The sequence below is a fragment of the Flavobacterium praedii genome (assembly GCF_026810365.1).
Lineage (GTDB): Bacteria > Bacteroidota > Bacteroidia > Flavobacteriales > Flavobacteriaceae > Flavobacterium > Flavobacterium praedii.
The window spans coordinates 265,426-290,261 of sequence record NZ_CP113948.1; the positions used below are offsets into that span (position 1 = coordinate 265,426).

General features: G+C 33.9%; 20 protein-coding genes. 8 read left to right on the top strand and 12 right to left on the bottom strand.

All coding sequences use genetic code 11. The annotated features are described in order from the left end of the window. Position 1: 1 nt before the first annotated feature. Complete coding sequence (locus OYT91_RS01270; RefSeq protein ID WP_281239173.1) at positions 2-1,072, bottom strand: serine hydrolase domain-containing protein; 1,071 nt, start codon at positions 1,070-1,072, stop codon at positions 2-4. A gap of 273 nt (positions 1,073-1,345) precedes the next feature. On the opposite strand from OYT91_RS01270, the gene OYT91_RS01275 reads away from it, so the two are divergent. Together OYT91_RS01275 and OYT91_RS01280 are read left to right on the top strand one after the other, a co-directional pair. Continuing rightward, positions 1,346-1,789 carry a hypothetical protein gene (locus OYT91_RS01275; protein WP_281239174.1) on the top strand — a complete coding sequence of 148 codons (444 nt, stop codon included), beginning with the start codon at positions 1,346-1,348 and terminating at the stop codon, positions 1,787-1,789. Continuing rightward, complete coding sequence (locus OYT91_RS01280) at positions 1,770-2,066, top strand: DciA family protein (protein ID WP_281239175.1); 297 nt, start codon at positions 1,770-1,772, stop codon at positions 2,064-2,066. Before OYT91_RS01275 ends, OYT91_RS01280 begins: the two co-directional genes overlap by 20 nt. A 165-nt stretch (positions 2,067-2,231) precedes the next feature. Here the strand turns inward: OYT91_RS01280 and OYT91_RS01285 are convergent, their stop codons facing one another. The 8 genes from OYT91_RS01285 to OYT91_RS01320 form a co-directional block, all read right to left on the bottom strand. Then, a complete protein-coding gene (locus OYT91_RS01285) occupies positions 2,232-2,651 on the bottom strand; it encodes a nucleoside-diphosphate kinase (protein ID WP_281239176.1) in 420 nt (139 codons plus the stop codon). Between the two features lie 174 nt (positions 2,652-2,825). Next, on the bottom strand, positions 2,826-4,433 hold the full coding sequence (gene bshC, locus OYT91_RS01290) for a bacillithiol biosynthesis cysteine-adding enzyme BshC (RefSeq protein WP_281239177.1): 1,608 nt from the start codon (positions 4,431-4,433) through the stop codon (positions 2,826-2,828). A gap of 540 nt (positions 4,434-4,973) precedes the next feature. Further along, positions 4,974-6,317 carry a DUF4302 domain-containing protein gene (locus OYT91_RS01295; protein WP_281239178.1) on the bottom strand — a complete coding sequence of 448 codons (1,344 nt, stop codon included), beginning with the start codon at positions 6,315-6,317 and terminating at the stop codon, positions 4,974-4,976. 17 nt (positions 6,318-6,334) lie between these two features. Next, positions 6,335-7,192 carry a substrate import-associated zinc metallohydrolase lipoprotein gene (locus OYT91_RS01300; RefSeq protein WP_281239179.1) on the bottom strand — a complete coding sequence of 286 codons (858 nt, stop codon included), beginning with the start codon at positions 7,190-7,192 and terminating at the stop codon, positions 6,335-6,337. Positions 7,193-7,211: 19 nt separating this feature from the next. Then, positions 7,212-8,690 (bottom strand): RagB/SusD family nutrient uptake outer membrane protein, encoded by a 1,479-nt coding sequence (locus OYT91_RS01305; protein WP_281239180.1) that lies wholly within the window; start codon positions 8,688-8,690, stop codon positions 7,212-7,214. Positions 8,691-8,702: 12 nt separating this feature from the next. Then, a complete protein-coding gene (locus OYT91_RS01310) occupies positions 8,703-12,428 on the bottom strand; it encodes a SusC/RagA family TonB-linked outer membrane protein (RefSeq protein WP_281239181.1) in 3,726 nt (1,241 codons plus the stop codon). Between the two features lie 161 nt (positions 12,429-12,589). Next, the gene (locus OYT91_RS01315; RefSeq protein WP_281239182.1) at positions 12,590-13,711 is read right to left on the bottom strand and encodes a FecR family protein; all 1,122 of its coding nucleotides are present in this window, start codon (positions 13,709-13,711) and stop codon (positions 12,590-12,592) included. A gap of 89 nt (positions 13,712-13,800) precedes the next feature. Then, complete coding sequence (locus OYT91_RS01320) at positions 13,801-14,409, bottom strand: RNA polymerase sigma factor (RefSeq protein WP_281239183.1); 609 nt, start codon at positions 14,407-14,409, stop codon at positions 13,801-13,803. 250 nt (positions 14,410-14,659) lie between these two features. On the opposite strand from OYT91_RS01320, the gene OYT91_RS01325 reads away from it, so the two are divergent. The 3 genes from OYT91_RS01325 to OYT91_RS01335 all read left to right on the top strand — a co-directional run bounded on the left by OYT91_RS01325 (position 14,660) and on the right by OYT91_RS01335 (position 17,185). Further along, on the top strand, positions 14,660-14,914 hold the full coding sequence (locus tag OYT91_RS01325) for an autorepressor SdpR family transcription factor (RefSeq protein WP_219317369.1): 255 nt from the start codon (positions 14,660-14,662) through the stop codon (positions 14,912-14,914). Between the two features lie 4 nt (positions 14,915-14,918). Then, entirely contained in the window at positions 14,919-15,572 is a 654-nt protein-coding gene (locus tag OYT91_RS01330) for an SdpI family protein (protein ID WP_281239184.1), read from the top strand. Between the two features lie 236 nt (positions 15,573-15,808). After that, complete coding sequence (locus tag OYT91_RS01335; RefSeq protein ID WP_281239185.1) at positions 15,809-17,185, top strand: alpha/beta hydrolase family protein; 1,377 nt, start codon at positions 15,809-15,811, stop codon at positions 17,183-17,185. Between the two features lie 84 nt (positions 17,186-17,269). Here OYT91_RS01335 and OYT91_RS01340 read toward each other — a convergent pair whose 3' ends face one another. From OYT91_RS01340 to OYT91_RS01350, 3 genes are read right to left on the bottom strand one after another with little or no spacing between them, the layout of a single operon-like run. Next, positions 17,270-18,265, bottom strand: a complete 996-nt coding sequence (locus OYT91_RS01340; protein WP_281239186.1) for a virulence RhuM family protein — start codon at positions 18,263-18,265, stop codon at positions 17,270-17,272. A gap of 23 nt (positions 18,266-18,288) precedes the next feature. Next, complete coding sequence (locus tag OYT91_RS01345; protein WP_281239187.1) at positions 18,289-18,417, bottom strand: hypothetical protein; 129 nt, start codon at positions 18,415-18,417, stop codon at positions 18,289-18,291. Positions 18,418-18,450: 33 nt separating this feature from the next. Beyond that, a complete protein-coding gene (locus tag OYT91_RS01350; RefSeq protein ID WP_281239188.1) occupies positions 18,451-19,491 on the bottom strand; it encodes a DUF2971 domain-containing protein in 1,041 nt (346 codons plus the stop codon). A gap of 253 nt (positions 19,492-19,744) precedes the next feature. Between OYT91_RS01350 and OYT91_RS01355 the strand changes: the two genes are divergently transcribed. From OYT91_RS01355 to OYT91_RS01365, 3 genes are all read left to right on the top strand, one after another. Next, positions 19,745-21,991, top strand: coding sequence for a B12-binding domain-containing radical SAM protein (locus tag OYT91_RS01355; protein ID WP_281239189.1), 2,247 nt, complete (start codon positions 19,745-19,747; stop codon positions 21,989-21,991). Positions 21,992-22,529: 538 nt separating this feature from the next. After that, on the top strand, positions 22,530-23,015 hold the full coding sequence (locus OYT91_RS01360) for an acyl-CoA carboxylase biotin carboxyl carrier protein subunit (protein ID WP_281239190.1): 486 nt from the start codon (positions 22,530-22,532) through the stop codon (positions 23,013-23,015). A 120-nt stretch (positions 23,016-23,135) separates the two neighbouring features. Beyond that, positions 23,136-24,575 (top strand): acetyl-CoA carboxylase biotin carboxylase subunit, encoded by a 1,440-nt coding sequence (locus OYT91_RS01365; RefSeq protein WP_281239191.1) that lies wholly within the window; start codon positions 23,136-23,138, stop codon positions 24,573-24,575. Positions 24,576-24,836: the final 261 nt, after the last annotated feature.

Genomic DNA, 24,836 nt, shown 5'->3' on the forward strand with positions numbered 1-24,836 from the left:
ATTACTGATACAAAGCACTTATTTTTGTCCAAAGCATATCATCAAAATCAGATAAGGCTAGATTTACATTGTCTGCTGCGTCTCCCATCCGGATAACGACCATTTTTTTACTTGGAACTACGTAGATTTTTTGGTCGTTTTTGCCCAAAGCCATGAACATATCATTTGGAGCTGATGGGATAATACTTCCTTGAAAAGTTATTTGTGATTGTGGTAAGTGATAACTTGATTTCCCGTTTATCCACCACAAATAACCGTAGCCTAAATTGATGTTTTGTGAAGTGTTCGTAGCTTCGTTAAAATAGGATTCGTTTAGAATTACATCATTTTCCCATTTCCCTTTATTGTACATCAATAATCCAAAACGAGCCATGCTTCTGGTGGTACTGCTGTAAACAATATTGTTGCCGGATGTAAACCAAGTGCCATTCATGCCGATTTTGTCTCTCAATTTGGTATTGAAATAGGTACTCCAAGATTGCCCGCTGGCTTGTGCGATTACATCTTGCAGTTTTACATATACGTTGTGGTATGCCCAACGTGTGCCTGCATCGGCTGTGTAGGTGAGGGCTGCAGGTGTTACATCATCGGTGGTGTCATCTAATCCAGAAGTCATAGTGAGTAAATGTTTGCAGGTGATTAGGTTTTCTTTGGCAAGCGGTATGCTTGTCCAACCTGTTCCTATGTATTGTGATACTTTGTTGTTGATGTTGATGAGGTTTTCTTGTTGTGCAATTCCTGTCATTGTTGCTGTTAATGTTTTACCTGCACTTGCCCAATACCAATTGGTGGCTGCGTCGTGTCCATTGAAATAATTTTCCATAACGATTCGGCCGTTAACAAGGATAATAAACCCTTTGGAATGTTTGAGTTCTAAATAATCTAAGAGAGGTTGAATAGCTGTTTGTTTCCAACCAAGGCTTTCTATGGTTTTAGTTTCCCAAGTAGTGCCGGTAAGTGGTGGAAAATATAATGTTTCAGTTGGTGTAGGAACAGGTGTTGGGTCGGTATTATCAGAAGAGCAATTGATGCAACAAAAAGCTAAAACGAGTAATAGTATTGATTTTGACATAGTTGGTTGGTTTGGTTTTGGGTTAGACCAAAAATATATAAAATAGTTTAAAGAGAAATTGTTTTTTTATTTTCTTTGATTTTTTAAAGTTTAACTTTGTGGTCTTAACTAATGATGTTGAGGAACGGGATGCACTAGCCCTGATAGTAGTGGAAATCCTTATAAGCCGGGGTTCGGCTTATAAGATTGAAACGGATAGCAGGAAATAGCTCCTCCCTTCGACTTCGCTCAGGATGACGACTTCATTCTTCGTAATGACAAAATAATTATTCTATGAAAAAAGTATTTGGTATTTTATTGGTAGCCCTTTTATTGGTTGGGTGTAAGCAAAAAATAACTTCGGCTGATGTAGCCAAAATTAACGGCTATTGGGAGATTGAAAAAGTGATTTTGGAGGATGGGAGTGAGAAGAAATATGGGATAAATGAGTCGTTTGATTATTTTCGAATTGATAAAAAAAATATTGGAATTCGTAAGAAAGTGATGCCACAATTGGATGGTACTTTTTTGGTAAACGAAACTTTTGAGGATGTTAAAATTCGTTTTGCCGATGACCAAACTTTTTTGGATTACAGTACGCCGTATATGAAATGGAGTGAGGAAATCATGGCTTTGACGGACAAGGAGTTGGTGGTTTTGAATGCGGAAAAAAAAGAATATCATTATAAAAAAGCAGGGCCTATAAACCTTGAAAGCTATGGCAAAGAGACTAAATAATCAAAGTTCGGTTGGGGATATTTTGAAACAAATTATTGAAGTGAACAAATTGCAACCTGGAATGGATCAAATTGACGTGAAGGATGCTTGGCGTAATTTGATGGGAAATGGGGTGAACAGTTATACCAAAAATGTGGTTTTGAAAGGTGCTACTCTCTATGTGGAGTTGACATCGGCAGTACTTCGCGAGGAATTAAGCCACGGAAAATCAAAGATTATAAAAATGATTAATGAGGAATTGAGACGAGATGTGGTGCGGGATGTGGTTCTAAGATAGTGAGCAGTATTCAGGAAGTTAGTGGTCAGACTTTTAAAAAGAGATCATTTTTTTATAAAAAAATCCCATTCGGTGTGTAGACTGAATGGGATTTTTTATGAAGTTGTAAACTGTGTTTAGTGTTGTATTTTACTGAGCACTAAAAAACGGATCACTGAATACTAATTAGAACTGCTCTCTTCCTGCAAAATGGAATGCACTTTCGATAGCAGCATTTTCGTCGCTATCAGAACCGTGAACTGCATTTTCTCCGATAGAAGTTGCGTATGCTTTACGGATAGTTCCTTCAGCAGCTTCGGCTGGGTTTGTAGCACCAATTAGAGTTCTGAAATCTTCAACTGCATTTTCTTTTTCTAAAATAGCAGTAACTATTGGTCCTCTTGACATGAATTCTACCAATTCTCCGTAGAAAGGTCTTGCAGCGTGTACAGCGTAAAATGCTTGAGCATCTGCAACTGTTAATTGTGTTAATTTCAAAGAAATGATTTTGAAACCATTGTTTGTAATCATTGCCAAGATGTTACCAATGTGTCCGTTTTGAACCGCATCAGGTTTAATCATTGTAAAAGTTCTATTAGTCGCCATTTTTATATGTTTTTAAAAGTGTGTGCAAAAATATACTTTTTTTATGGAATGATTTTAGCAAATTGTCAATTTAATGATGAAAAATTGTTGTTTAAGTGATTTTTATGCTGTTTTTTTAGCTTTAAAGTGTTTTTTTTAGAAAATATAGGAAGCACATAGATTGTTGATGTTCGTCTAATCTAAAGTGATAATATTAAAATTTTGCTCCAATGGTTTGAGTTGACTCAATATTTGCGGAATTAAATGTTGACCGTTTTCTAGATAAAATTCTGAAAAATTGGCTGACCGTTCCTGCAAACTTTGGTTGGGGAACAATTCGTTTTGTAAGTCAACGACGCGTTGCAATTCATCGTTAAATTTTCTTTTTTGAGCAATTAGCAACCTTTTTTCAAGCGTTTCTAGCCCTTTGATTTGTTTGACTTCTTGTGCTTTCACTGCTCCCAAAAAGGATTTGTCCGTTTGATTAGCGAGTTCTAGAAGTGCTTCAAATTGTTTTTTTAATGCATCTTTTTGAACGCTGAAATCAATCGGGAAATCGGATAGCTTTTGGGTTATTCGATTGACTAAAGCGGCTTGTTTTGAAAATAAGTCGGACCAAGTCAGGTTTAATTTGTCAGCTTTTTTGTTTTGTTTTGCAGTTGCCAAAAGCACGGAGTTTCTCAATAACAATATTGGGAATGTTACTTTTGCGGAAGTGAAAAATGATTTTAATTCCAACCAATACGCTATTTCCCCGCCTCCGCCAATGTAGCATAAATTGGGTAGAATAACCTCTTGGTACAACGGACGCATGATGACATTGGGACTGAATTTTTCAGGATTACTTTCTAATAATGCGAGAATTTCGGTTTCGGTGAATTCGATTTTGGTATGATTGACTTTATAAACATTGTTTTCGAGAATAATTCGTTCGCGTAAATTGTCTTCAATGTAAAATAAATTGATTTCGCGCGGATTCACCTGAACGAAATAATCGTTCATTTTTGTTATAGTTTCGCTAACTGCTTTGAAAGAAGATTGGTGAAGCAATTCGTCTTTTATATAAGGAATAAAAGAGCGTTTCAAATCTTGATTATCGGCATCCAGAATGACTAATCCCGATGAACCAAAAAGTGCGTTGGCCAAATATCTTGTGGCATCGGCTAAATGATTATGTTTGATGTAGGAGTCTTCAAACAGTTTCTTGATAGTATTGGCATTAGTGCTGGAACCTATTTCTAGTTCATATATTTCTAAAAATTCAGCTAAACCTTCGGTAGATAATCTCCCAACTGGTCCTTTGCTTTCTTTGTTCCATCTGAATTTTTTTCCTTTGAAACTAAAATAATTTATTTCCTCAAAATCATGATCTTCTGTTGCCATCCAATACACAGGAACAAAATTATAGTCAGAATATTTCGCTTTTAATTCTTTGGTTAAATTAATAGTCGAAATGATTTTGTACAAAAAATACAAAGGCCCACTGAATAAGTTGAGCTGATGTCCAGTGGTAACGGTGAATGTATTTGGATGGTTTAAAAGTTCAATATGGTTTAATGTTTCAGCAGAAACGGTTAATTCAGCATATTGATTTTTTAAAACACGAACTAATGTTTGTCTTTTTAAATTGCCATTGTCATTGCTATTGAAATTGATTTTTTTCTCTTCGATTTGTTTTTTAAAATTTTCAAGAGTGGGAAAGTGATGGTATAAAGAAGCTATTTCGTTTTTTTGATTTAAATAATCATTCATCAAAGGAGAAAAATACCCGGAATTTTGATAGCTAATACAGTCGGTTGGCATATTGTTTTTATTTGATGCTAAATTACCAAAAAATAATGGAAGAGATTGTTTAAATGTTTTCTTTTGAGGTAGAACTTTAACTTGTATTCATGAATATTTATTAGAAATAGTAAGATGTAAATTAGTCTCTTTTTTTAGCTAATCTTTAAACAAAGTAAAACTAATTCATCAAACAGGATTAAAATGAAAAAGCAACTCAAATTGAGTTGCTTTTCTTTAAATATAAGTAAAGCTAAAAGCCTTACATGTAACTTTGCTCAGTAATGAAAAAGAAAACTATTAGTATTACTGCCATAATCAGCATCCTATAAATTGATGATTTAAATATTGTTGTACCATTGATTTGATCATCTCTTCTCTGTTTAATAAGGTTAGAAATCATAAATGGAATCATTATTGTTATGGATCCGTATAAACAATATCTATAATACTCACTATATTCGTTTGAAATGAATACAAGAAGTAGTCCCCATAGGGGGATAATAACATTTATCGGTGTAATATATTTCTTTATCATATTATAAAACTAGCTTTTTGTTATTACAAACCATAAGTTGTTATTCTAAATGGACTTGAGGCGCTTGTAAAAGTGTAAATAGTATTAGAAAATTGTATTTTAAAATTTTCTTTTTTGACGTATAAACCTGCTGGATCCATCAATTTTGCGTCAATGCCTTTTAAGTAGGCTGGTTCTGGTATTAGTGCAGTACCATTGTCCCAAGAGTCATGAATAAGAACAATTGTTTTTGCTGTTGTATTTTCGGCTGTGGTTACATTGTGGTAAATTGTCTTTTTCCCGCCTGCAAATCGATATTCAATATAATTTCCAAAAGGAGTATTGAAATTCAGTTGTATTCTACTCAATTTTTGATTTGCAGGTAATGTAGCATTAACGGCATTCAACAAAGATATACACAGTGGTGAATTTGTTTGAGCACTTGATAAATATGCAGCAATATATCCATATACTGTCTGAGGTTTACCATCCAAAAGATTTTTGTAATCATCGGTTAATACTAAAGGTTTGTCACTATATTTTATGGTTGCAGTGACATTGTTTGTCCCTGTGGCAGTAAAGGCTCCGGTTACATTATCATATGTAAAGTTGGTTAGTTTTTGCTTTCCGACTTCTACTGCGGGATCAACAACAATACCCGTAGGTGTATAAGCAATTCCCATGTTATAACTCATACTTGATCCCGATTCTACAGAGTTTGCAACTGCAAAACGCGTAATATCTGTAAAACTAAAATCAAATTGATGTTGTGTTGTACCATCGTTTGTTTCCAATAATCTAAAAAGTGGTCGAGTAGGAGCTCCAATTACATTGGCTATCATATCAATATTTTTGTGAAGATCTGCCCAATCTTGCGCCGTTGCTTTTACAAAATGAAGTTCAATAAAAGCTCTATTGGTTTTAAAAATGATTTCTCCATTTTCTTGACCATAGTACAAAAATTGAAAATCACCTTTGTATCCTTTTGCTCTTAGTGCTGCTGTTGGATAATTATCTGAATCGGATAGCAAGTGAATTCTATTTTTTGTTGTGAACACAAGACTTACAGAACTTCCTAATTGAATTTGGTACTCACTGTTGTAGATGGCAGTATCACTATCAAAATCGGATGCCATGTCGACTAATCCGCCATTTTTAAATTTAAACAGATGGGTATAGCCTCCTAATTGCGTGTTGTCAGTAAAATAAACTGCTTTCCAACCAAATTCGGAGGATAACAGTAAATCATTTAATTCTTTTTGTTTTGCTTGCAAACGTTCCGTTGGTGATTGTTCGAATTTTTGATCTGCATCTGTATTAGTACAAGCAGCAAACAGTAAGGCTATAATACCTATAATTAGGTATTTATAAATATATTGTGTTTTCATAATTATTTGATATTTAATTAATTTATAACGGCATTTGTATTTTTTTCGGCTTCATCACGTAAAGCATAGAAATCCATATCAAAAGCATCTTTAAAATATTTTACGACTAAAGCTTCTTTTGCTATTAATGCAAAATATGCCGAGTCACTTGTAATATTATTCAAAAAATCTGCATACTCCGCTTTTGAACTAATTAATATTATAGATGCTGTTTCTGCAAAATCTTCATTAATATTAGATCTTGCATAACTAGTAATAAAACCTAATTCATTTGAGAGGGCATTTTCATAATTGTACCAATCTGCAGTATACCCAACTGGAGTAATTGCAGCCCAAGCTTTCTCATCAAAAGGTTTATTCTGATTTAAAATATGAATATATTCGTGTTGAATGGTGTGTATAAATTCTTGTATATTTGCCCGATTTGTTTTGTCGATATAATCAGTTTCAAAAAGTGTTACGCGTTGCCCTCCTTCGGCTAGTCCTAAGGTTCTGGTACCTACACTATTTAAATTAACTCCACCTACCAAAACAATTTCTCGGGGAGCAATTTTTTTTACAAAATCTGCCCCTCCAATTGTTTTATAACTGTCAAGCCAAATTTTTTGAACAATCTCAAGTGCAGGCTGAACGCTGCTTACTAATGGCGGAAATAAATAGCGGCTATTATCAACCGTATTTTGATTCCACTTATATTGGACATTTATGTTGTAAGGGTTTAGATAATTTATACCTATCCAATTATCTAGTGCAGTTTTTGTTGGCTGATTAAAATCAAGCTGGCTTTCGCCTACTTGATCATCATTCGAACAAGCAGTAAGAACTGTCAATGCCAAAAACAAAACTGCTATTTTATTATATTTTACTATTTTCATGATATTTTGCTTTTAAAAATTATCTAGGATTTAATTCGATGCCATTACCTGAAGCATGAAGAGGTATTTGTAAAGCTCTACGATTATCATCTTTGACTAAAATTTTGGTTGATTTGTTGTTAATTTCGTGATTAACAACAATATTAAAACGCTTTACATCGAACCATCTCATGCCTTCGTGTATAAAATCTCTGCGTTTTGTTTCGGCAATTGCTTTTATATAAGAGGTTTGTACGGGGGTCATAGTATAAAACGGAGTGTACTCATCAGCAACTACAGGGTATTTTGCAACAACTTTAGCTTCCGTTAGTTTATCTGTTGCGGCGTTGTATCCTGCTGTTCTAGTTGATAAAAAGTATTCCAATTCATCATTTGCCAAACTAATCTGTCCAGCCATAACATGAGCTTCTATTCGATTTAAGAAAAACTCATCATTACTTAATAAAACTTCAGCAACATACGGTTCTCCGATTCCGGCTGTAACATTTGTATACTTGAAATACTCATAGAACTTAGGAAGAAATACAGTTATGCTACTATTGGAAGAATAAAAATTGTACAGCCAGTTTTTTCCAAAAAGACTTGTGCCAGACCCTAAAATTTCTTGATATTTATCACCCGAAAGATAAAACCTGCTTTGAGAAGCTGATCTTCCGACAATTGAATTTGCAGACACAATTAATAAGTTTGTTTGAGCAGCACTGCTTGCAAAATTTACACGTTGGTCATTTACACTCATTAAATCATAAGAGGCAAAATCTCTTAGTTTCCCAACTGGCTTTGCACCTAAGTCGTTTGATAATGCTATTACTCTATTCCAATCTCCTTTTATCAAATAAAACCTGCTCGCAAATGCTTTAGCTGCCTCTTTATTAAAATGGAATTTTGGCTCTTTGTAACCATTAGTTATATAGGGAAGCCCTTCTTCAATATCTTTTTGAATAAAATCAAAAACTTCCTGAACTGTATTTCGCTTGTATTTCGCAAGTAGCTCATTTTCAGGTTTTGTAACATAGGGGATTCCTAGAGTTGTGCTTGCAGTAGCTGGATTGTAGCGTTTTGACCAGAAAGACACTAACATGAAATGCGAATAGGCTCTTGCTATTAATGCTTCTCCTTTTTGAGGATTTAAACTGCTTGGATTTCCTAATTGATCAATTGCTTGCAGTGCTGTATTTGCATGTGCAATAGCTCTGTAACAAGCATCCCAATAGAAGGCTTGAGTATCAATATTATTAGTTTCTGTTTGAATATCCCAATTGTAGTTTTGTTCATTTTTTGGCAGTGTTTCGGCTAGACCGCTATCAAATACATTATCCGACATTGTTTCGGCAATATCAAAATAACTCATTTGAGGATAAGCATTGACTAAAATTTCAGTAATTTTATCGGGAGTATTTATTTCGGTTCTATTATCGGGTTTCTCAGAAAGAAAATCATCACAACTGCTAACAACTGCAAGCGTTAGAAGTAATAGTGTTATTTTTAAGTTTTTCATAAATTTATAATATTAAAATGAAAGGTTGATAGCAAAAGTATATTGAGTGGTAACTGGCATGGCAACACCTCCAGTATTACGAAATTCAGGATCTTGGCCATTTAAATTTTTGTCTGAATAAATTAACCAAGGATTAACAGAAGAGCCTTTTAAAGTAAAGACACTAAGTCCTAATTTTTTCTTCAAATCTTTTGGAAATTCCCAACTCAATGATATGTTTTTTAATCGTACAAAATCACCATCTGCAATTCTAACATCTGAATAGTTATAAGTGTTATATGCTCTTGCCAGAGTTCTTGATCCTCCATAATTCGAATTCAATTGTTGGTCTGCAATAACAGGGACGTTTGTATAATTTTCGTCACCAGGGTTAATCCAGCGGTTCGTAAATTCTTTAGTAAAAACAGTTAAATCATCATAAGTACTGTCATAAACAGGATTTAGGCGTACTTTGTTTCCACCAGATCCAACGAAAAAGACGTATAAAGACCAATCTTTATAGGTAAATGTATTTGCTAGACCAATTGATTTATTTGGTTCAATAGAACCTTCATATTTTAAATATTTAGTAACATCTTGATTGTCTTGAAAATCAGCTCCTGTTATATTATCTGTTTCCCCTTCAGGCATAATAAAAGTAGGTAAACCTTGATTATTTAAGCCTGTAAATTGGTACGAATAAATTGAATTTCTTGGGTGTCCAACTGTATTGCCTCCATTGCCATCGATCAAATCGAAAACTGTAGGTTTATTTTCTAATTTTGTAATCTCTTGATTGAAAATTGAAAAGTTTAAGGTTGTTGACCATTTAAAATCTTTAGTATTAATGTTTTTTGTAGAGAAACCAATTTCAAGACCTTTGGTTTCCATATTAGCATTGTTACCTTGTTTTATTCTTTGTCCTCCAATTCCAGAGGTAATAACATAATCTACCAAATCAAATGCTTTTCTGCTGTAAACATCTGTTGTAAATTGTATTCTGTTATTGAACATAGCTAAATCAAAACCTATATTAGTTTCAAATTGTTTCTCCCAAGTCAATGCTCCATTTTGTAATTCCTCAATTTGGATTCCTGATTCTCTATCATCAATATTAAAACGATCAGTAATATAACTTTTGTAAATCGCCAGTGAGTTAGTTGCAGGTCCAGCTGTTGCAGTTAGTCCATAAGAACCTCTTAGGCTTAAATTGTTTACAGATTCAACATTCTTCATGAAATTTTCTTCAGAAAGATTCCATTTCCCGCTAAAAGTATAAGTAGGTAGCCATCTCGAAGAACCACTGTCTCCTTGTCTGTTTGACCCATCATAGCGACCTGTTAAAGAAGCGGTATAGCGGCGATCGTAAGTGTATCCAACTTTACCAAAGAAACCTACCGTTCTTTCTTTTTCTACATTAAATCCATAATAAGAATCTCCACCATTAATTATTTTTTCGATAATTCTTGGGTCAGTAAAAGCGGTAAGACCACGGTCATACTGAAGTCCAGCTGCTGTAAAATTATCACTGTTTCGATCTACAACACGCATCTCAGTCCCGAAGAAACCTTCTAATTCATGTTTATCTTTAAAATTATTTCTGTAGGTAATACTGTTTCTAAGATTATAAGAAGTCAGATCATTTGTAAATTTTCTCAAGAAACCACCATTAGGTAAAACCGAAACTTTTGGAGCTGTTAAGTCATTAGGGTCTTGATATAAAAAGATATTCTCATCCCTAACCAATGTGTTAACACCATCTTCACCTTCAGGAGTTCCTGCTTTGTAAGCGCCAACAACATTTGAATTTTCTAGTATTTTATGTTCACGGCTTGTATTTGCATAACGTCCGGATCCAGTTAGATTATAGGTAAGATGTGAATTAATTTTATAATCTAAATCGAGTTGAAAACGAATGTCCTTAACTTCAATTTCCATATAATTATTTTTCAATTCATTTAAAATATTCATCGAAGCCCAATTGTTTCTATAATATTCTAAATTCCCATTCTCATCATAAGGTCTTAAAGTTCTGCTGGTATTCAAAACATAATTAAAAGGATTGATATCAAAATCTCTGGTAACTTTTCCAAAAACTTCATCTTTTTCACTTTCATAACTTCCTGGAGCTTCTTGATTACGAACCGAAGCTAGTGTAGAAAGTGTTATGTTTAATTTATCATTTATAAAGAACGTTCCTTTTATGTTTGATGATAATTGGTTTACTTGATCAGCAATAGTCCATCCTGGATCATTGTAAAAACCTAGTGAAGCATAAAAGGTGTTGTTTTTACCACCTCCAGCAAAACTCAAAGAATGATTTTGAGTAATTGAAGGTCTAAAGAGTATATTGAACCAATCAGTATTGGCTAATTCATATTTTTTTAGGAAATTATTACGGCTTACGGGGTCATTATTTACTAAATAACCACCAGTTTCAGGAACATACGTATTAATTGCTCTTCCTAAAATATTATACGCACCTCCATATCTGCCATTTACCGTTGATGGTAAATCCAAATATCCTTTGGCTTCCATTTCTTTAAAAATGCTCATCGACTCTTGAGAATTTAAAATATCATATTGTCCATAATTAGGCACTGTTCTAAGGGATTGCTCTAATGAGTATGTAATTTTTAATGGTGAGTCTCTTCTGCCTTGTTTGGTAGTAACGACAACAACACCGTTTAATGATCTTGAACCGTATATAGAAGTTGCCGATGCATCTTTAAGGATTTCTATGCTTTGAATATCGTTAGCGTTTAAACCCGCAATTGATGAACTTAATAAAGTTTCTGAGTTTCCTGAAGCTAAATCAGCAAATGAAAGATTAATAATATCTTCTTGTACAACACCATCAATAACCCATAGCGGTTTTGTGTCTCCAAAAATTGATGATGATCCACGTACTGTAATTTTTGGTGCAGTACCAAAAGTACCGGTGACATTTTGTACAGTTACCCCAGCGGCTTTACCTTCAATCATTCGGCTGACATCAACTACACCATCTACTTTGAGTTCTTTATCTGTAATTTTGCTTACAGCCCCGGTAAAAGTTCTTTTTGATGTTTTCTCATATCCAGTTGTAATGATAACTTCGTTAAGACTTTGTCCTATTTCAGACAAAACTACAGTGATAAAATTGTTAGTAACATCAACCTCTTTCGTTTTCATACCAATATAGCTAACTACTATTTTTGTATTTCCAGAGGGTACTTCTATAGAGAAAGTTCCGTCGAAATCAGTTAGTGTTGCAACATTAGTACCTTTAACCAGTACTGATGCTCCTGGTAGAGGATTTCCACCATTGTCGATTACTTTACCTTTAACAATGATAGACGCAATTAAATTAGAATTTAATGATTCTAAAAGGTTAAAATTTGTTGATTCTTTAGGAGGTATGGTTTGAAGCACAATCTGATTACTTATTTCAGAGTAACTGATGTTTAAAGGTAAAAGTATTTCGTTTAAAATACTAGACAAAGCTTCTTCGTTTGCATCGATGCTTACTTTTTGATTGAGTTGCGTAATTCTCGAATTATATGAAAATTTTACATGCGCAGATTTTTGAAGTTTAGATAAAGCATCATCCAAAGATAAATTGGAAACTACAATAGTTACCTTCGTATCTAATTTTTTTTGACCATTCACACTGTTTGCCATTGTAACAGTTGAAAAGACAAATGCTAAGACCAGCTGGAATAATGTTATTTTCATGATTCGAAAGAGTAATCGTTGTTTTACAACAGGTTTTTTCATAATTTTGGTTTTGTTTTAATGAATATTTAATTAAAGGGTATTTTAAGAAACACTACAAATTTCACTTTACAGAGTGCAATTTGATTTTATTAGAGCGTCGAGTATGTTACAGCATATTCGGCGCTTTTTTTATTTTTATTTTTTATAAAGAGAAATTAGAATTAATTACAGCCATTTGAAGATATGATAATTTGATTTCCGTTCATTTCGTAATTGGTATTGTTGCTAATACTTTTACAAATGATTTTTAGTTTTTCGGGTAAAGGCTGATCACTTAATGAGGTTGTTAGATGACAATTTTTTAATTTATCTATAGGGAAATCAATATTTACCAAATAAGCTTGTTCAATAGTCTTGAATATCTGTGCGACCGGTATGTCTGTGAATTCAAAACTTAATTGTTCAATATTTCCTTGGGTATGATCAAAAGATTCATCTTGAGTAATATCAGTAATTTTATTGAAGGTTTGATTTTGTCTTGTAAACCGAAGTGCCTGATTGGGCAGTAATATGATTTCTTTTTCTTTTTCTTTTGAATTTGTTACTGATGGATTCGATCTAACTCTAACCTTACCAGTTCGAACAATTACTTCAACGTTTGGTAAATCGGCATAAGCTTTTATTCTAAAACTCGTACCAACAACTTTGGTTACAATTTCATTAGCATATACAAAAAAAGGTTTTTTGGGATTTTTGCTAATTTCAAAAAAGGCTTCTCCAGAAAGATATACTTTTCTTGTGTTTCCAGTAAATATTTTTGGGTAACTCAGCTTGCTATTTGGTTTTAGCAGCACAGAACTTCCATCAGACAATGTTATTATTTGTGGTTTGTATGAATGATTTGTTTGCTCCACAAGATCAGTGTAATCGTCCTTTATAATCTCATTATAAGTAGATTCTGAATTATTGGAAACAAAATGATTATTGTAAAACCAATTGGATAAAAAGCCAAATAAGAATACCGCGGCAACCGCTTTCAGCCAATTTTTTTGCCATAATTGTACAGTTGATCTTTTTGCTTCGGCAGCTGATTTTTCTTTTTCATTGATTTTTTTCCAAGTAGATTCTAATCCGCCTTGAATAACTTCAGATGGGATCTCTTCATGGTGCACGGACATCGCCAATAACCATAATCTGGAATCCTCGACCAATTTGGCACGATCTGGATTTTCCAAAGTCCATTCTTCCCAACCTTGACTATCTACTTTTGATCGTACCCATAACTGGAATGAGGCATCGGCCAAAAAATCTTCTATTTCTGTATAATTATTACGTTCTTGCATAAAAAAATTAGCTTACAAGAACATAGAGGACAGTTTCTTTATTAGATACTCATTAAATTAATATTATTTTTAAATTAAATAAAAAATAATTAAAAAGTGGTTGCAGATAATAACAATAATAGGGAGAGATTGCCTTTCCATTCTCTTCGAAGTTGAAGTAATGCCCGATGTAATAAGTTATTCGCTGATTGATAATTGATCTGTAGTAATTCGGCAATTTGTTCCACGGTAAGTCCTTGATGGTATCGAAGATAGAGTGCTTCTTTTTGCCTGGCGGGTAAGTTGTTCAAAAATGAATTTAGATGTGCCACTTTTAGTGCTGACTCTTCATCTGAGATAAGTTGATGTTCTATTGAAAAATCAAATAAAAATTCAATAGAATCCGTAGTCGATGTCTTCATAAAAATATAATCACGTTTCTGTAAGCGTGCAATTCTCTTGCGAACACTAGATAACAAATAAGCTTTTACCACAACCGAATTGCTTAATGATTGTCTGTAGATCCAAACATCTGCAAATACATCTTGTACGCAATCTTGTACTTTTTCTTTAAAAGGTGAAAATGAATTTCCGTAGCGAATTAAAACCGAATAATATTTTTCAAAAAGTATTGAGAATGATTTTTCATCACCCGCTTTCAAACTGGACCAAAGTGTAGAATCTTCAGTATTTTTTATGTTTTGGATTTGACTTTTCAAAAGTAAGGGTATTTGTTGGTTTATTTGAATTGGATTAATGTTTTGCAATAACGTATTTTTTTTTAAATAAATGTGTTTAAATTGTTATTTTTTATCAATTTAATTGCTTGTTTGTGTTAAAAACATGACGAAACGTAGTGTTCTAAAAGAAAAGAGAAATTTTCTTATAGAAAGAAAAATAATATAAATATTATTTGGTAAATCAAAAAAACATTTAGACATTTGTCTAAATATATAAATACTTTAAATTATGAACGACATATTTAAAGCATTGAATGATGCCACACGAAGAGAAATATTAGAGCTTTTGAAAACAAAAGATATGTCTGCTGGTGAAATAGCCGATCAGTTCAATATGTCAAAGCCAAGTATTTCCCATCATTTGGATATTTTGAAACGTGCTGATTTGATTACTGCCGAAAAATCGGGACAATTTATTTTCTATTCCATCAACACCACCATAATGGAAGATGTGTTGCAATGGATTTTAACTTTTAAAAAATAATACTATGAATGTAACTTTAAGGAAAGAACTTCCTATCATCGCAATTGTGTTAATGCCTTTTGTTTATTTGGCTTTTATCTGGAATACCTTACCCGCAAAAGTACCAACACATTGGAATTACAAAGGCGAAGTTGATCATTGGGGAGACAAATTTTCACTTGTAGGATTACTGTTTATGTTGCCTGTTTTAATGTATGTCTTGTTACTTGTTGTCCCAAAAATTGATCCCAAAAAGAGAATCGCTCTTATGGGGGGAAAGTATTACCAATTGAAGTTTATACTTGTTTTATTCATGTCCTTGTTGGCATTGTTCATACTGTATATCTCCAAACATCAGTCTTTTTCTAGCCCCAATATGATTTATGCAATTATCGGTATTCTGTTTACCGTTTTGGGAAATTATTTCAAGGTGATTCAGCCCAATTATTTCATCGGGATCCGCACCCCTTGGACATTAGAGAATAAAGAAGTTTGGAAAATTACTCATGTTTTTGCGAGTAAACTTTGGGTTATTGGCGGGTTAACAATTGTATTAGGCGCTTTGTTGTTTCCAAGTGCAACTTTTTCAATCGTTTTTATTGCACTGGTTTTTGTTTTGGCAATCGTCCCAATGGTGTATTCCTATATTAAGTTTAAGGAAATAGAGAAAAAAGGGTAATAAATAAAGTTCGATTATTAATTTGAAGCAGAAAGATTAGGTTTTTTTGCTAGCATCGTCCCGCTTTCCATTTCAATCTTATAAGCCGAACACCGGCTTATAAGGATTTCCATTTCAATCGGGGCTAAAGGGAAAAATTTTACCTTTTTGCCATTATTCAAAAAAAGAAAAAGCAAAAACAATTGGGTTCCATTTTTTAACTATTTAATATCAATTTTAAAATAAAGTCAACAAAAATGAAGAAAACCGTATTTTTTATAATAACAATTCTAGCTTCTTTTACTATGTTCGGACAAGAAATTACCGGACAATGGAATGGAGTTTTAAAAGTTCCCGGGGCACAGTTAAGAGTGGTTTTTAACATCACTAAAACCGAAAGCGGATATTCTTCAACAATGGATAGTCCCGATCAAGGTGCAAAAGGCATTCCAGTAACGACAACCAGTTTTGAAAATGCTATTTTGAAACTACAAATACCAACTGCTACAATTGGTTACGAAGGAATATTGAATAGCGACAATATAATTGAGGGTAATTTTTCGCAAGGCGGCCAATCTTTTGCAATGAATATGTCAAGAGCTATTATAGAAAAAAAAGCAATAATAAGACCTCAAGAACCACAAAAACCTTATCCATATTATACAGAGGAAGTGCTATTTGAAAACAAAATTGATAAAAATGTTTTGGCTGGGACTTTAAGTTTACCTCAAAAGGAAGGTCATTTCCCTGCTGTAATTTTGATTACGGGAAGCGGTCCTCAAAACAGAGACGAAGAGTTGTTGGGACATAAACCCTTTCTAGTTTTGGCTGATTATCTAACCAAAAATGGAATTGCAGTATTGCGATTTGATGATAGAGGGGTTGCCCAATCAACAGGTGATTATAAAACAGCAACCACTCCCGATTTTGCCAAAGATGTTCAAGCAGGAGTCGATTATTTACGAACCCGAAAAGAAATCGATAAAAACAGGATCGGATTAATGGGGCATAGCGAAGGGGGAGTAATTGCCCCCATAGTTGCAGGGAATTCAAAGGATATAAATTTTATTGTATTGTTGGCGGGAACCGGAATCCGCGGAGATCAATTGATGCTTTTGCAAAAAGAAAAGATAGAACGCCAAATGGGAGTTCCTGAGAATGAAATTCAAAATGGACAAGAAATTTTTAAGGGAGCTTATGAAATGATTTTGACTTCCCCAGAAAATGATTCTAATCTTAAATCTAAAATAAATAGTTATTTCAAAGTGCAATTTGGAGACAAAATGAACGAGCAACAAATAAGTGGAGTAACGTCACAAATCACAAGCCCTTGGATGGTCTCTTTTCTGAAATTGGATCCTTCATCGGCTTTAGAAAAAGTGAAATGTCCAGTTCTAGCACTCAACGGGGATAAAGATTTACAAGTTCCCGCTGATGTAAATATTCCTGCGATTAAAAACGCATTGGCCAAAGGCGGAAATAAAAAAGTAACTACCACAATAATTCCAAATTTGAATCATCTGTTTCAAGAATGCAAAACAGGGTTAATGGACGAATATGAAACTATCGAACAAACATTCTCTCCAATTGCATTAGAAGAAATTTCCAAATGGATTTTGGTTCAAGTAAAGTAATAGAATTTATAGAATAAGCAAAAAGCCCATTTTATTGGGCTTTTTTCATGTAGTTTTTTCACATCTTCAAACTAAAATGGCACTTTATTTGTTTTTTAATCGTTTTATATCGTCTTCTATTTCTTTAAGATTTTGTTCTTTTTCTATTGCTTTTTGAGTAGTTTTATATTTTTCATATTCAGTAGATGATTTTTCTAATGCTTTATCATGGCTTATTTTTCCAGCATGAGTTAGAAGTTCTCTGCCGTTGAGTTGCAGGATGCTATCGAGTCGATCGATCCAGTCTTTCATGTACATTGGCATTTGTTGCTGCGCCATAGTTTCGGCAAAAGCCAAATACTGCTCCACCAATAAACCCAAAAGTTTCATTTCGTCTTCGATGAGATAATTTTTGGCCACACTTACATCATTTTTACTAACTGATTTAGAGCCTTTTTTGTCAAAAGACTGCATTCCTACCAAAGGCAAAGTAGCATCTACCCGGCGGTAAATCAGTTCGGCAGCTGTATTTTGAGAAATAGCCCAAAGCAATTTGTTTTGGATAATTTTGAAAAACTCAATAGTTTTTTCGTCTTTAGGATTGTAATCGATACTTGTAGTGTATATGTCTTTAATTTTCTGATAAAAGAAACGTTCTGATAATCGTATTTCCCTGATTCGTTCCTGAAGCTCCGAGAAGTAGTTCATGGAGTTCCCTGATTTGAAACGATCGTCATTTAAAGTAAATCCTTTTACTATGTATTCTTTTAATCGTTGTGTTGCCCAAATTCGGAATTGAGTTCCTTGTATTGATTTTACTCTATAACCAACAGAAATTATTATATCTAGACTATAGAAATTGGTGTCATAATTTTTGCCGTCTGCGGCAGTTGTTCGGAATTTCCGAACAACTGCATTTTCTATAAGTTCGCCTTCTTCAAAAACATTTTTAATATGTTCACTTATAGTTGCTTTTGATTTTTGAAATAAGTCGCAAAGCTGTGCCTGCGTTAACCAAACTGTTTCTTCCTCTAAGCGCACATCAATTTTGATGTTGCCTTCCTGGTTTTGATAAATTAATATTTCGCCTGTATTGTCCATTTAATAATCGTGTTTTTTAGTCATTAAATCTCAATTTCATTAATTTCCTTCATAATTCTTTCCTTTTCTCTCAAAAACTCAATGATTTTTTGATAATACAAAATATCTTCGTAACTCAACTCGCGGTCTTTGAGTTGGAAGGTAGCTGTCAATATAAAAATTATAGAGAGCTTCTTTAACTATTATTAACACATTTTAATAATTTCTTTTTCATTATTTATTTGAAAAATTTCAAATTCGTAATTATGAGTAGTTTTAATTTGATTCAATAAAGATGTTATGGCAACTTTATTTTTTACAGAGATATTAAAACCTAATATAATGTTTTTTATTTCAATTTGCGGGAACTCATCAAAAACTGCATCTTCTTCATTAGAAAGTGAATCTTCGAAATCCAAAAATGGACGCCTTTCTTTTAAAAATAATTTATAGAAATATTTAACTTCCTGATTAGAATTTATGTCTTGATAAATGGATCCAAGTTTATGTACTTTATGAGCTTGTTTTTCTACTTTTAAAAACAACCTTACTTCTTGTTCGACTTTGTATCGTTCCGCTTTATGGAATGATTGAATCTCCATAAAGAACTCGCTAAAATTATTAGGCAAAATATTTTGTTCGTCTTTTGCAAATTTTTCGACTCCTTTTTCTAAGTCTTTTAATGGTTTTAAAGATTCGTTCCCATATTGAACTTTCCCCAAAAGAAATTTATTAGGGTCTTTTTTTGTGAATTCAAATTCAATAAAAACTCCTTTACCCTTATCTCCATAAACTTCCCACATAAAAGCATCTCGCTTAGTTTCTTCATTTGATTGGCAGGCCGAAAGACAGAATATGTTTTCTTTCAATTGTTCTAATTCTTCTTTTTTAATTTGAAAAATAGGATTGTTGATGAAATTTTCTGACGCATACATTAACTCATTTTTGTCAATTAAGTTGCCAAATTCTGACATTCTCAAAAAACCAGTTTCAAGAACAGCTTTTAAACTGAATAAAGAGGTGTAATGAAGAAATTTACTATCTCCTTTATATTCATATTTAGTGTCTTTAAAAAGGTTTACAGACGATAATTTACCTTTGAAACTTGTTGCTGGCTCTCCAAGAGCAGTTACCATCATGCTAGATTCAAATTTAACATTTGGAAAGATGGGTTTAATAACTTCATTTTTGAATTTTTCAATTCTGTCAAAGTCCTGAAACATTACGGTATTATCATTTTCTTCCATATTTGCTTAAATTTCAATTTTATCAATCTCCTTCATAATCCTACTCATCTCACTCAAAGCCACAATGATTTTTTGATAATGCAAAATGTCATTTCGGTCTGTTTTTTTAAAATATTATTGAAGGGTAATTCTCTTTTTTTAAGTTTTTAAAAGTAATAATAATATTTCAGAATAAAGAAAATACAGGTATCTCTGATGCATTTCTTTTTCAAAAAATAAAATAGGTTACTTTTGCACAAAAACAATCTCACTCTTGAAACCAAAACTTTTCCTTATCACGCCCCCGTTTACCCAACTGAATACGCCTTATCCAGCAACGGCTTATATCAAAGGGTTTTTGAATACCAAAAATATTGAATCAGTTCAGGCGGATTTGGGGATTGAAGTGATTTTGAAATTGTTTTCGAAAGAAGGGTTACGCCCCCTAGCCCCCAAAGGAGGAATAGAACAATGCTCAGATAATGCAAAACGAATTTTTGCACTTTGGGATGAATATATCAAAACCATCGATTCGGTTATTGCATTTTTGCAGGGAAAAAATCCAACGTTGGCGCTTCAAATTTGTCAGGAAGATTTTCTGCCCGAAGCTTCACGGTTTGCTCAATTGGAAGAACTCGATTGGGCTTTTGGAACGATGGGAACGCAGGACAAAGCCAAGCATTTGGCTACTTTGTACCTTGAGGATATCTCCGATTTTATCGTAGAATGTGTCGATGAAAACTTTGGTTTCAGTCGTTATGCGGAAAGGTTAGGAAGAAGCGCGAATTCTTTTGATGAATTGTACGGAGCTTTGCAACAGGAACCTACATATATTGACCAAATTTTACTTTCGATTTTAAAAGACAGAATCGAAACGATTCAGCCGACACTATTTTTGATTTCGGTTCCGTTTCCTGGGAATTTATATTCGGCTTTTCGATCCGCCCAATGGGTGAAAAAGCATTATCCGAATATCAAGATTGCTATGGGTGGCGGTTTCCCTAATACCGAATTGCGTTCACTTTCGGATGCACGGGTTTTTGAGTTTTTCGATTATATAACATTAGACGACGGGGAACTTCCAATAGAATTATTATGTAGTCATGTTGCAAGTTCCCCTCCTTCGGAGGGGTTAGGGGAGGCTAAGCGAACTTTTCTTCTTGAAGACGGAAAAGTAGTTTACAAAAATAATTCCACTAAACCGGATTACAAACAATCCCAAGTAGGAACGCCCGATTATTCAGATTTGCTTTTGGATAAATACATTTCGGTTATCGAAATCGTCAATCCGATGCACCGATTGTGGAGCGACGGACGTTGGAACAAACTCACGATGGCGCACGGCTGTTATTGGGGAAAATGTACGTTTTGCGATATTTCTTTAGATTATATAAAAGTGTATGAACCTGTCGCCGCGAGTTTGTTGTGCGACCGAATGGAAGAAATGATTGCCCAAACAGGCGAAACCGGTTTTCATTATGTAGATGAAGCCGCGCCACCCGCTTTAATGCGCGCTTTGGCACTTGAAATCCTTCGTCGAAAATTGGCGGTAACGTGGTGGACAAACATCCGATTCGAAAAAAGTTTTACCCAAGATTTGTGTCTGTTGCTCAAAGCTTCGGGTTGTATTGCAGTTTCGGGTGGACTCGAAGTGGCTTCGGACAGATTGTTGAAACTGATTGACAAAGGCGTAACGGTAGAGCAAGTGGCCAAAGTTACTCGGAATTTTACCGAAGCAGGAGTAATGGTTCACGCTTATTTGATGTACGGTTACCCAACGCAAACGGTTCAGGAAACGGTGGACAGCCTAGAAATGGTGCGTCAGTTGTTTGAAGCGGGCGTTTTGCAATCAGGGTTTTGGCATCAGTTTGCCATGACGGCGCACAGTCCGGTGGGAATGTTTCCAGAGCAATTTGGAGCCGTAAAAGAAACAGAAGCTATTGGAACTTTTGCCAATAATGATATTAATTTTATCGATTCAACTGGAATCGATCACGATAAATTTAGTTTTGGACTCAAGAAATCGTTGTTCAATTTTATGCATGGAATCTGTTTTGATTACGAACTGCAAGATTGGTTTGATTTTAAAATCCCGAAGACGAAAATTGGCGCCGATTTTATTTTTGATGCCTTGCAGGAAAGCCCCCTAACCCCCGAAGGGGGAACAAAAACGATGAGTGGCTTTAATATCAAACCGACTGCCAAAATTGTTTGGTTGGGAGGAAAACCTACAATTGAAACTTTTTCTAAATCCAAAAAAGGAAATTCTTGGGCTATGATGAGCTTGACTTTTCATGATAAAAAAGAAAGTTTCACTATTCAAACCAATAAATCGGAAGGGGAATGGCTAATAGAAATGCTTCAAAAGATTTCGGTTTCAAATATTCCCCCTTCGGGGGCTAGGGGGCTTTCTTTTCAGGATATAAAAGCCGATTTTGAACTGCAATTGGAAGATTTTGAGTTGTTTTGGTATTCAAAACCGGTGAATACTTTGCGAGAATTTGGGTTATTGGTGTTATAGCATAATGCTTTTTTTAAATTTTAGCCGCAGATTGCACGGATTAAACTGATAAGCACGGATTTTATTTTTTTATCTGTGTAAAATCCGTTTAATCCGTATCATCTATGGCCTTTTTTTTATAGGTTGAATTATACCATTAGCACATATAAAATAGTCCAATTTACTCGTTCTTTTTCTCCAATACGTCCTCAAAAAATAATTCCATAGCTAAGGCTATGCAATGATTTTTATCGTTGTCTTGAAAAAAAATAACTTCGCATCTTTGGACTATTTTACATTCACTAATGGTATTACTTTTTATTACTAAATTTTCGGGTTGAACGGGTTTGCGTGAGGGATAGACGGAAGCTACCGAAGTAGCCCATATAGCCCGACTCCAGTAGAGAATGGGCCGTATAAGCGCCTAGTAAAGTAGGCCCATTTTCTAGTGGAGGCACGCCCTAATTGTAACTCTTCGGTTGATTTTTTCAAGAATTTAAATTTTTGTTTACGAAAACGTTTTCTTTTTATACTTTTACTCCTCTAAAAAGAGAAAAGAATGAGTGATAATTACAAAGTAACGGTAAATGATACTTTTCAATTTGATTTTGAAAAGGATAGTATTTCTCAACTGGATGCCGTACCTACGGGAGTCAATGAATTTCATGTACTACATCAAAATACACCTTTTAAAGCGAAAATTATCGCTTCGAATTTCAATCAAAAAAAATATACGGTTAAGGTAAATAACAACACTTATGTGATTGCTATTTCAAATCCATTGGATCTTTTAATTAAAGATATGGGATTTGAAGTGGGCAAGGTGAAACAAGTGAATGCTATAAAAGCTCCTATGCCTGGATTAATTTTGGAAATTGGAGTTGAAGTGGGGCAAATTGTTAAAGAAAATGACTGTTTATTGATTCTAACAGCAATGAAAATGGAAAATAGTTTTCTTTCTCCTAGAGATGGCGTAATCAAATCGATTTCTGTTTCAGTAGGGGATTCGGTAGTAAAAGGGGATTTGTTAATTGAGTTTGAATAGATAGAAAAAAGATAATAGAGTATAGATAATAGAAAAGAGAGAATTAAGATACATGTTTCTTTACTCTTACGGTATAATCTTTATTCTATTTTCTTTATTCTTTTAATCGTATTGAAAATTATGAAAAAAATATTAGTTGCCAATAGAGGAGAAATTGCCATTAGAGTAATGAAAACAGCTCAAAAAATGGGCATAAAAACAGTTGCGGTGTATTCGACAATCGATAGAAATGCACCCCATGTAAAATTCGCCGATGAAGCAGTTTGGATAGGAGAATCTCCATCAAATCAATCATATTTGTTAGGAAGCAAAATTATTGAGGTTGCCAAAGCATTGAATGTAGATGCTATTCATCCAGGATATGGTTTTTTGAGTGAAAATGCTGATTTTGCTCAAGAAGCAGAGCGAAATGGAATTATTTTTATTGGTCCAAAGGCAAAGGCTATTGAAATTATGGGAAGTAAACTTGCTGCTAAAGATGCAGTAATGAAATACAATATTCCGATGGTTCCTGGTGTTGATCACGCTATTATTGATATTGATGAAGCCAAAAAAACGGCAACAACAATTGGCTTTCCTATTTTGATAAAAGCATCTGCAGGTGGTGGCGGAAAAGGAATGCGTGTGGTAGAAAAAGAAAGCGACTTTGAATCCCAAATGAATCGTGCAATAAGCGAAGCAGTTGCGGCTTTTGGTGATGGATCTGTTTTTATCGAAAAATACGTAGCCTCTTCCAGACATATCGAAATCCAAATTATGGCAGACAGCCACGGAAATGTATTGTACTTGTTTGAAAGAGAATGCAGTATTCAACGACGTCATCAAAAAGTAATTGAAGAAGCTCCTTCTTGTGTGTTAAGTCCTGAAACCCGCAAAAAAATGGGAGAAGCTGCTGTTTTGGTTGCCAAATCCTGTGATTATTTAGGGGCTGGAACAGTGGAGTTTTTATATGATGAAAATGACAATTTTTATTTCCTAGAGATGAATACCCGTTTGCAAGTAGAGCACCCAGTTACCGAATTGATTTCAGGCGTTGACTTGGTCGAAATGCAAATTCGTGTAGCTCGAGGAGAAGCATTAGCAATCAAACAAGAAGATCTCGAAATAAAAGGACATGCTATGGAATTGCGTGTATATGCAGAGGATCCGATGAACGACTTTTTGCCAAGCGTTGGGCATTTGGATGTGTACCAGTTACCAGTTGGCGAAGGAATTCGAGTAGATAATGGGTTTGAACAAGGAATGGATATTCCTATTTATTACGACCCGATGTTGGCTAAACTAATAACATATGGAGAAACCCGTGAAGAAGCTATTCAGTTGATGGTAAAAGCCATTGATGGATATAAAATTGAAGGAGTGCAGACCACTTTGCCTTTTGGGAAATTCGTATTTGAACATGAAGCATTCTTGTCCGGTCATTTTGATACCAATTTTGTAAAGAAATTTTACAATGCAGATATGTTGAAAAATTTAATGGAACAAGAAGCTGAAATTGCTGCTTTGATAGCTTTGAAGCAGTATTTTGAAGATCAAAAAATCATACGCTTACCGAATTAAAAATATTTCAATCATTAAGTATTAAGTTTCAGTAAGAAAAAAGCAAAACTTAATTTTCCTTACTCTCTTAATGGTTTAATAAAGAGAAGTATGTTGAGTCGGTTTTGACCAAAAAGAATATAATATTTTGAACCATTAAGGAATTAAGTTTCATAAAGAAAAGTAAAACTTAGTCATCTTATTTTTTAATGGTTTACAAATGGAAAGGCAAATAAAATGTTTTGTTTACTCTTATTGGATTGAAAAGAATAGTTGAACTAT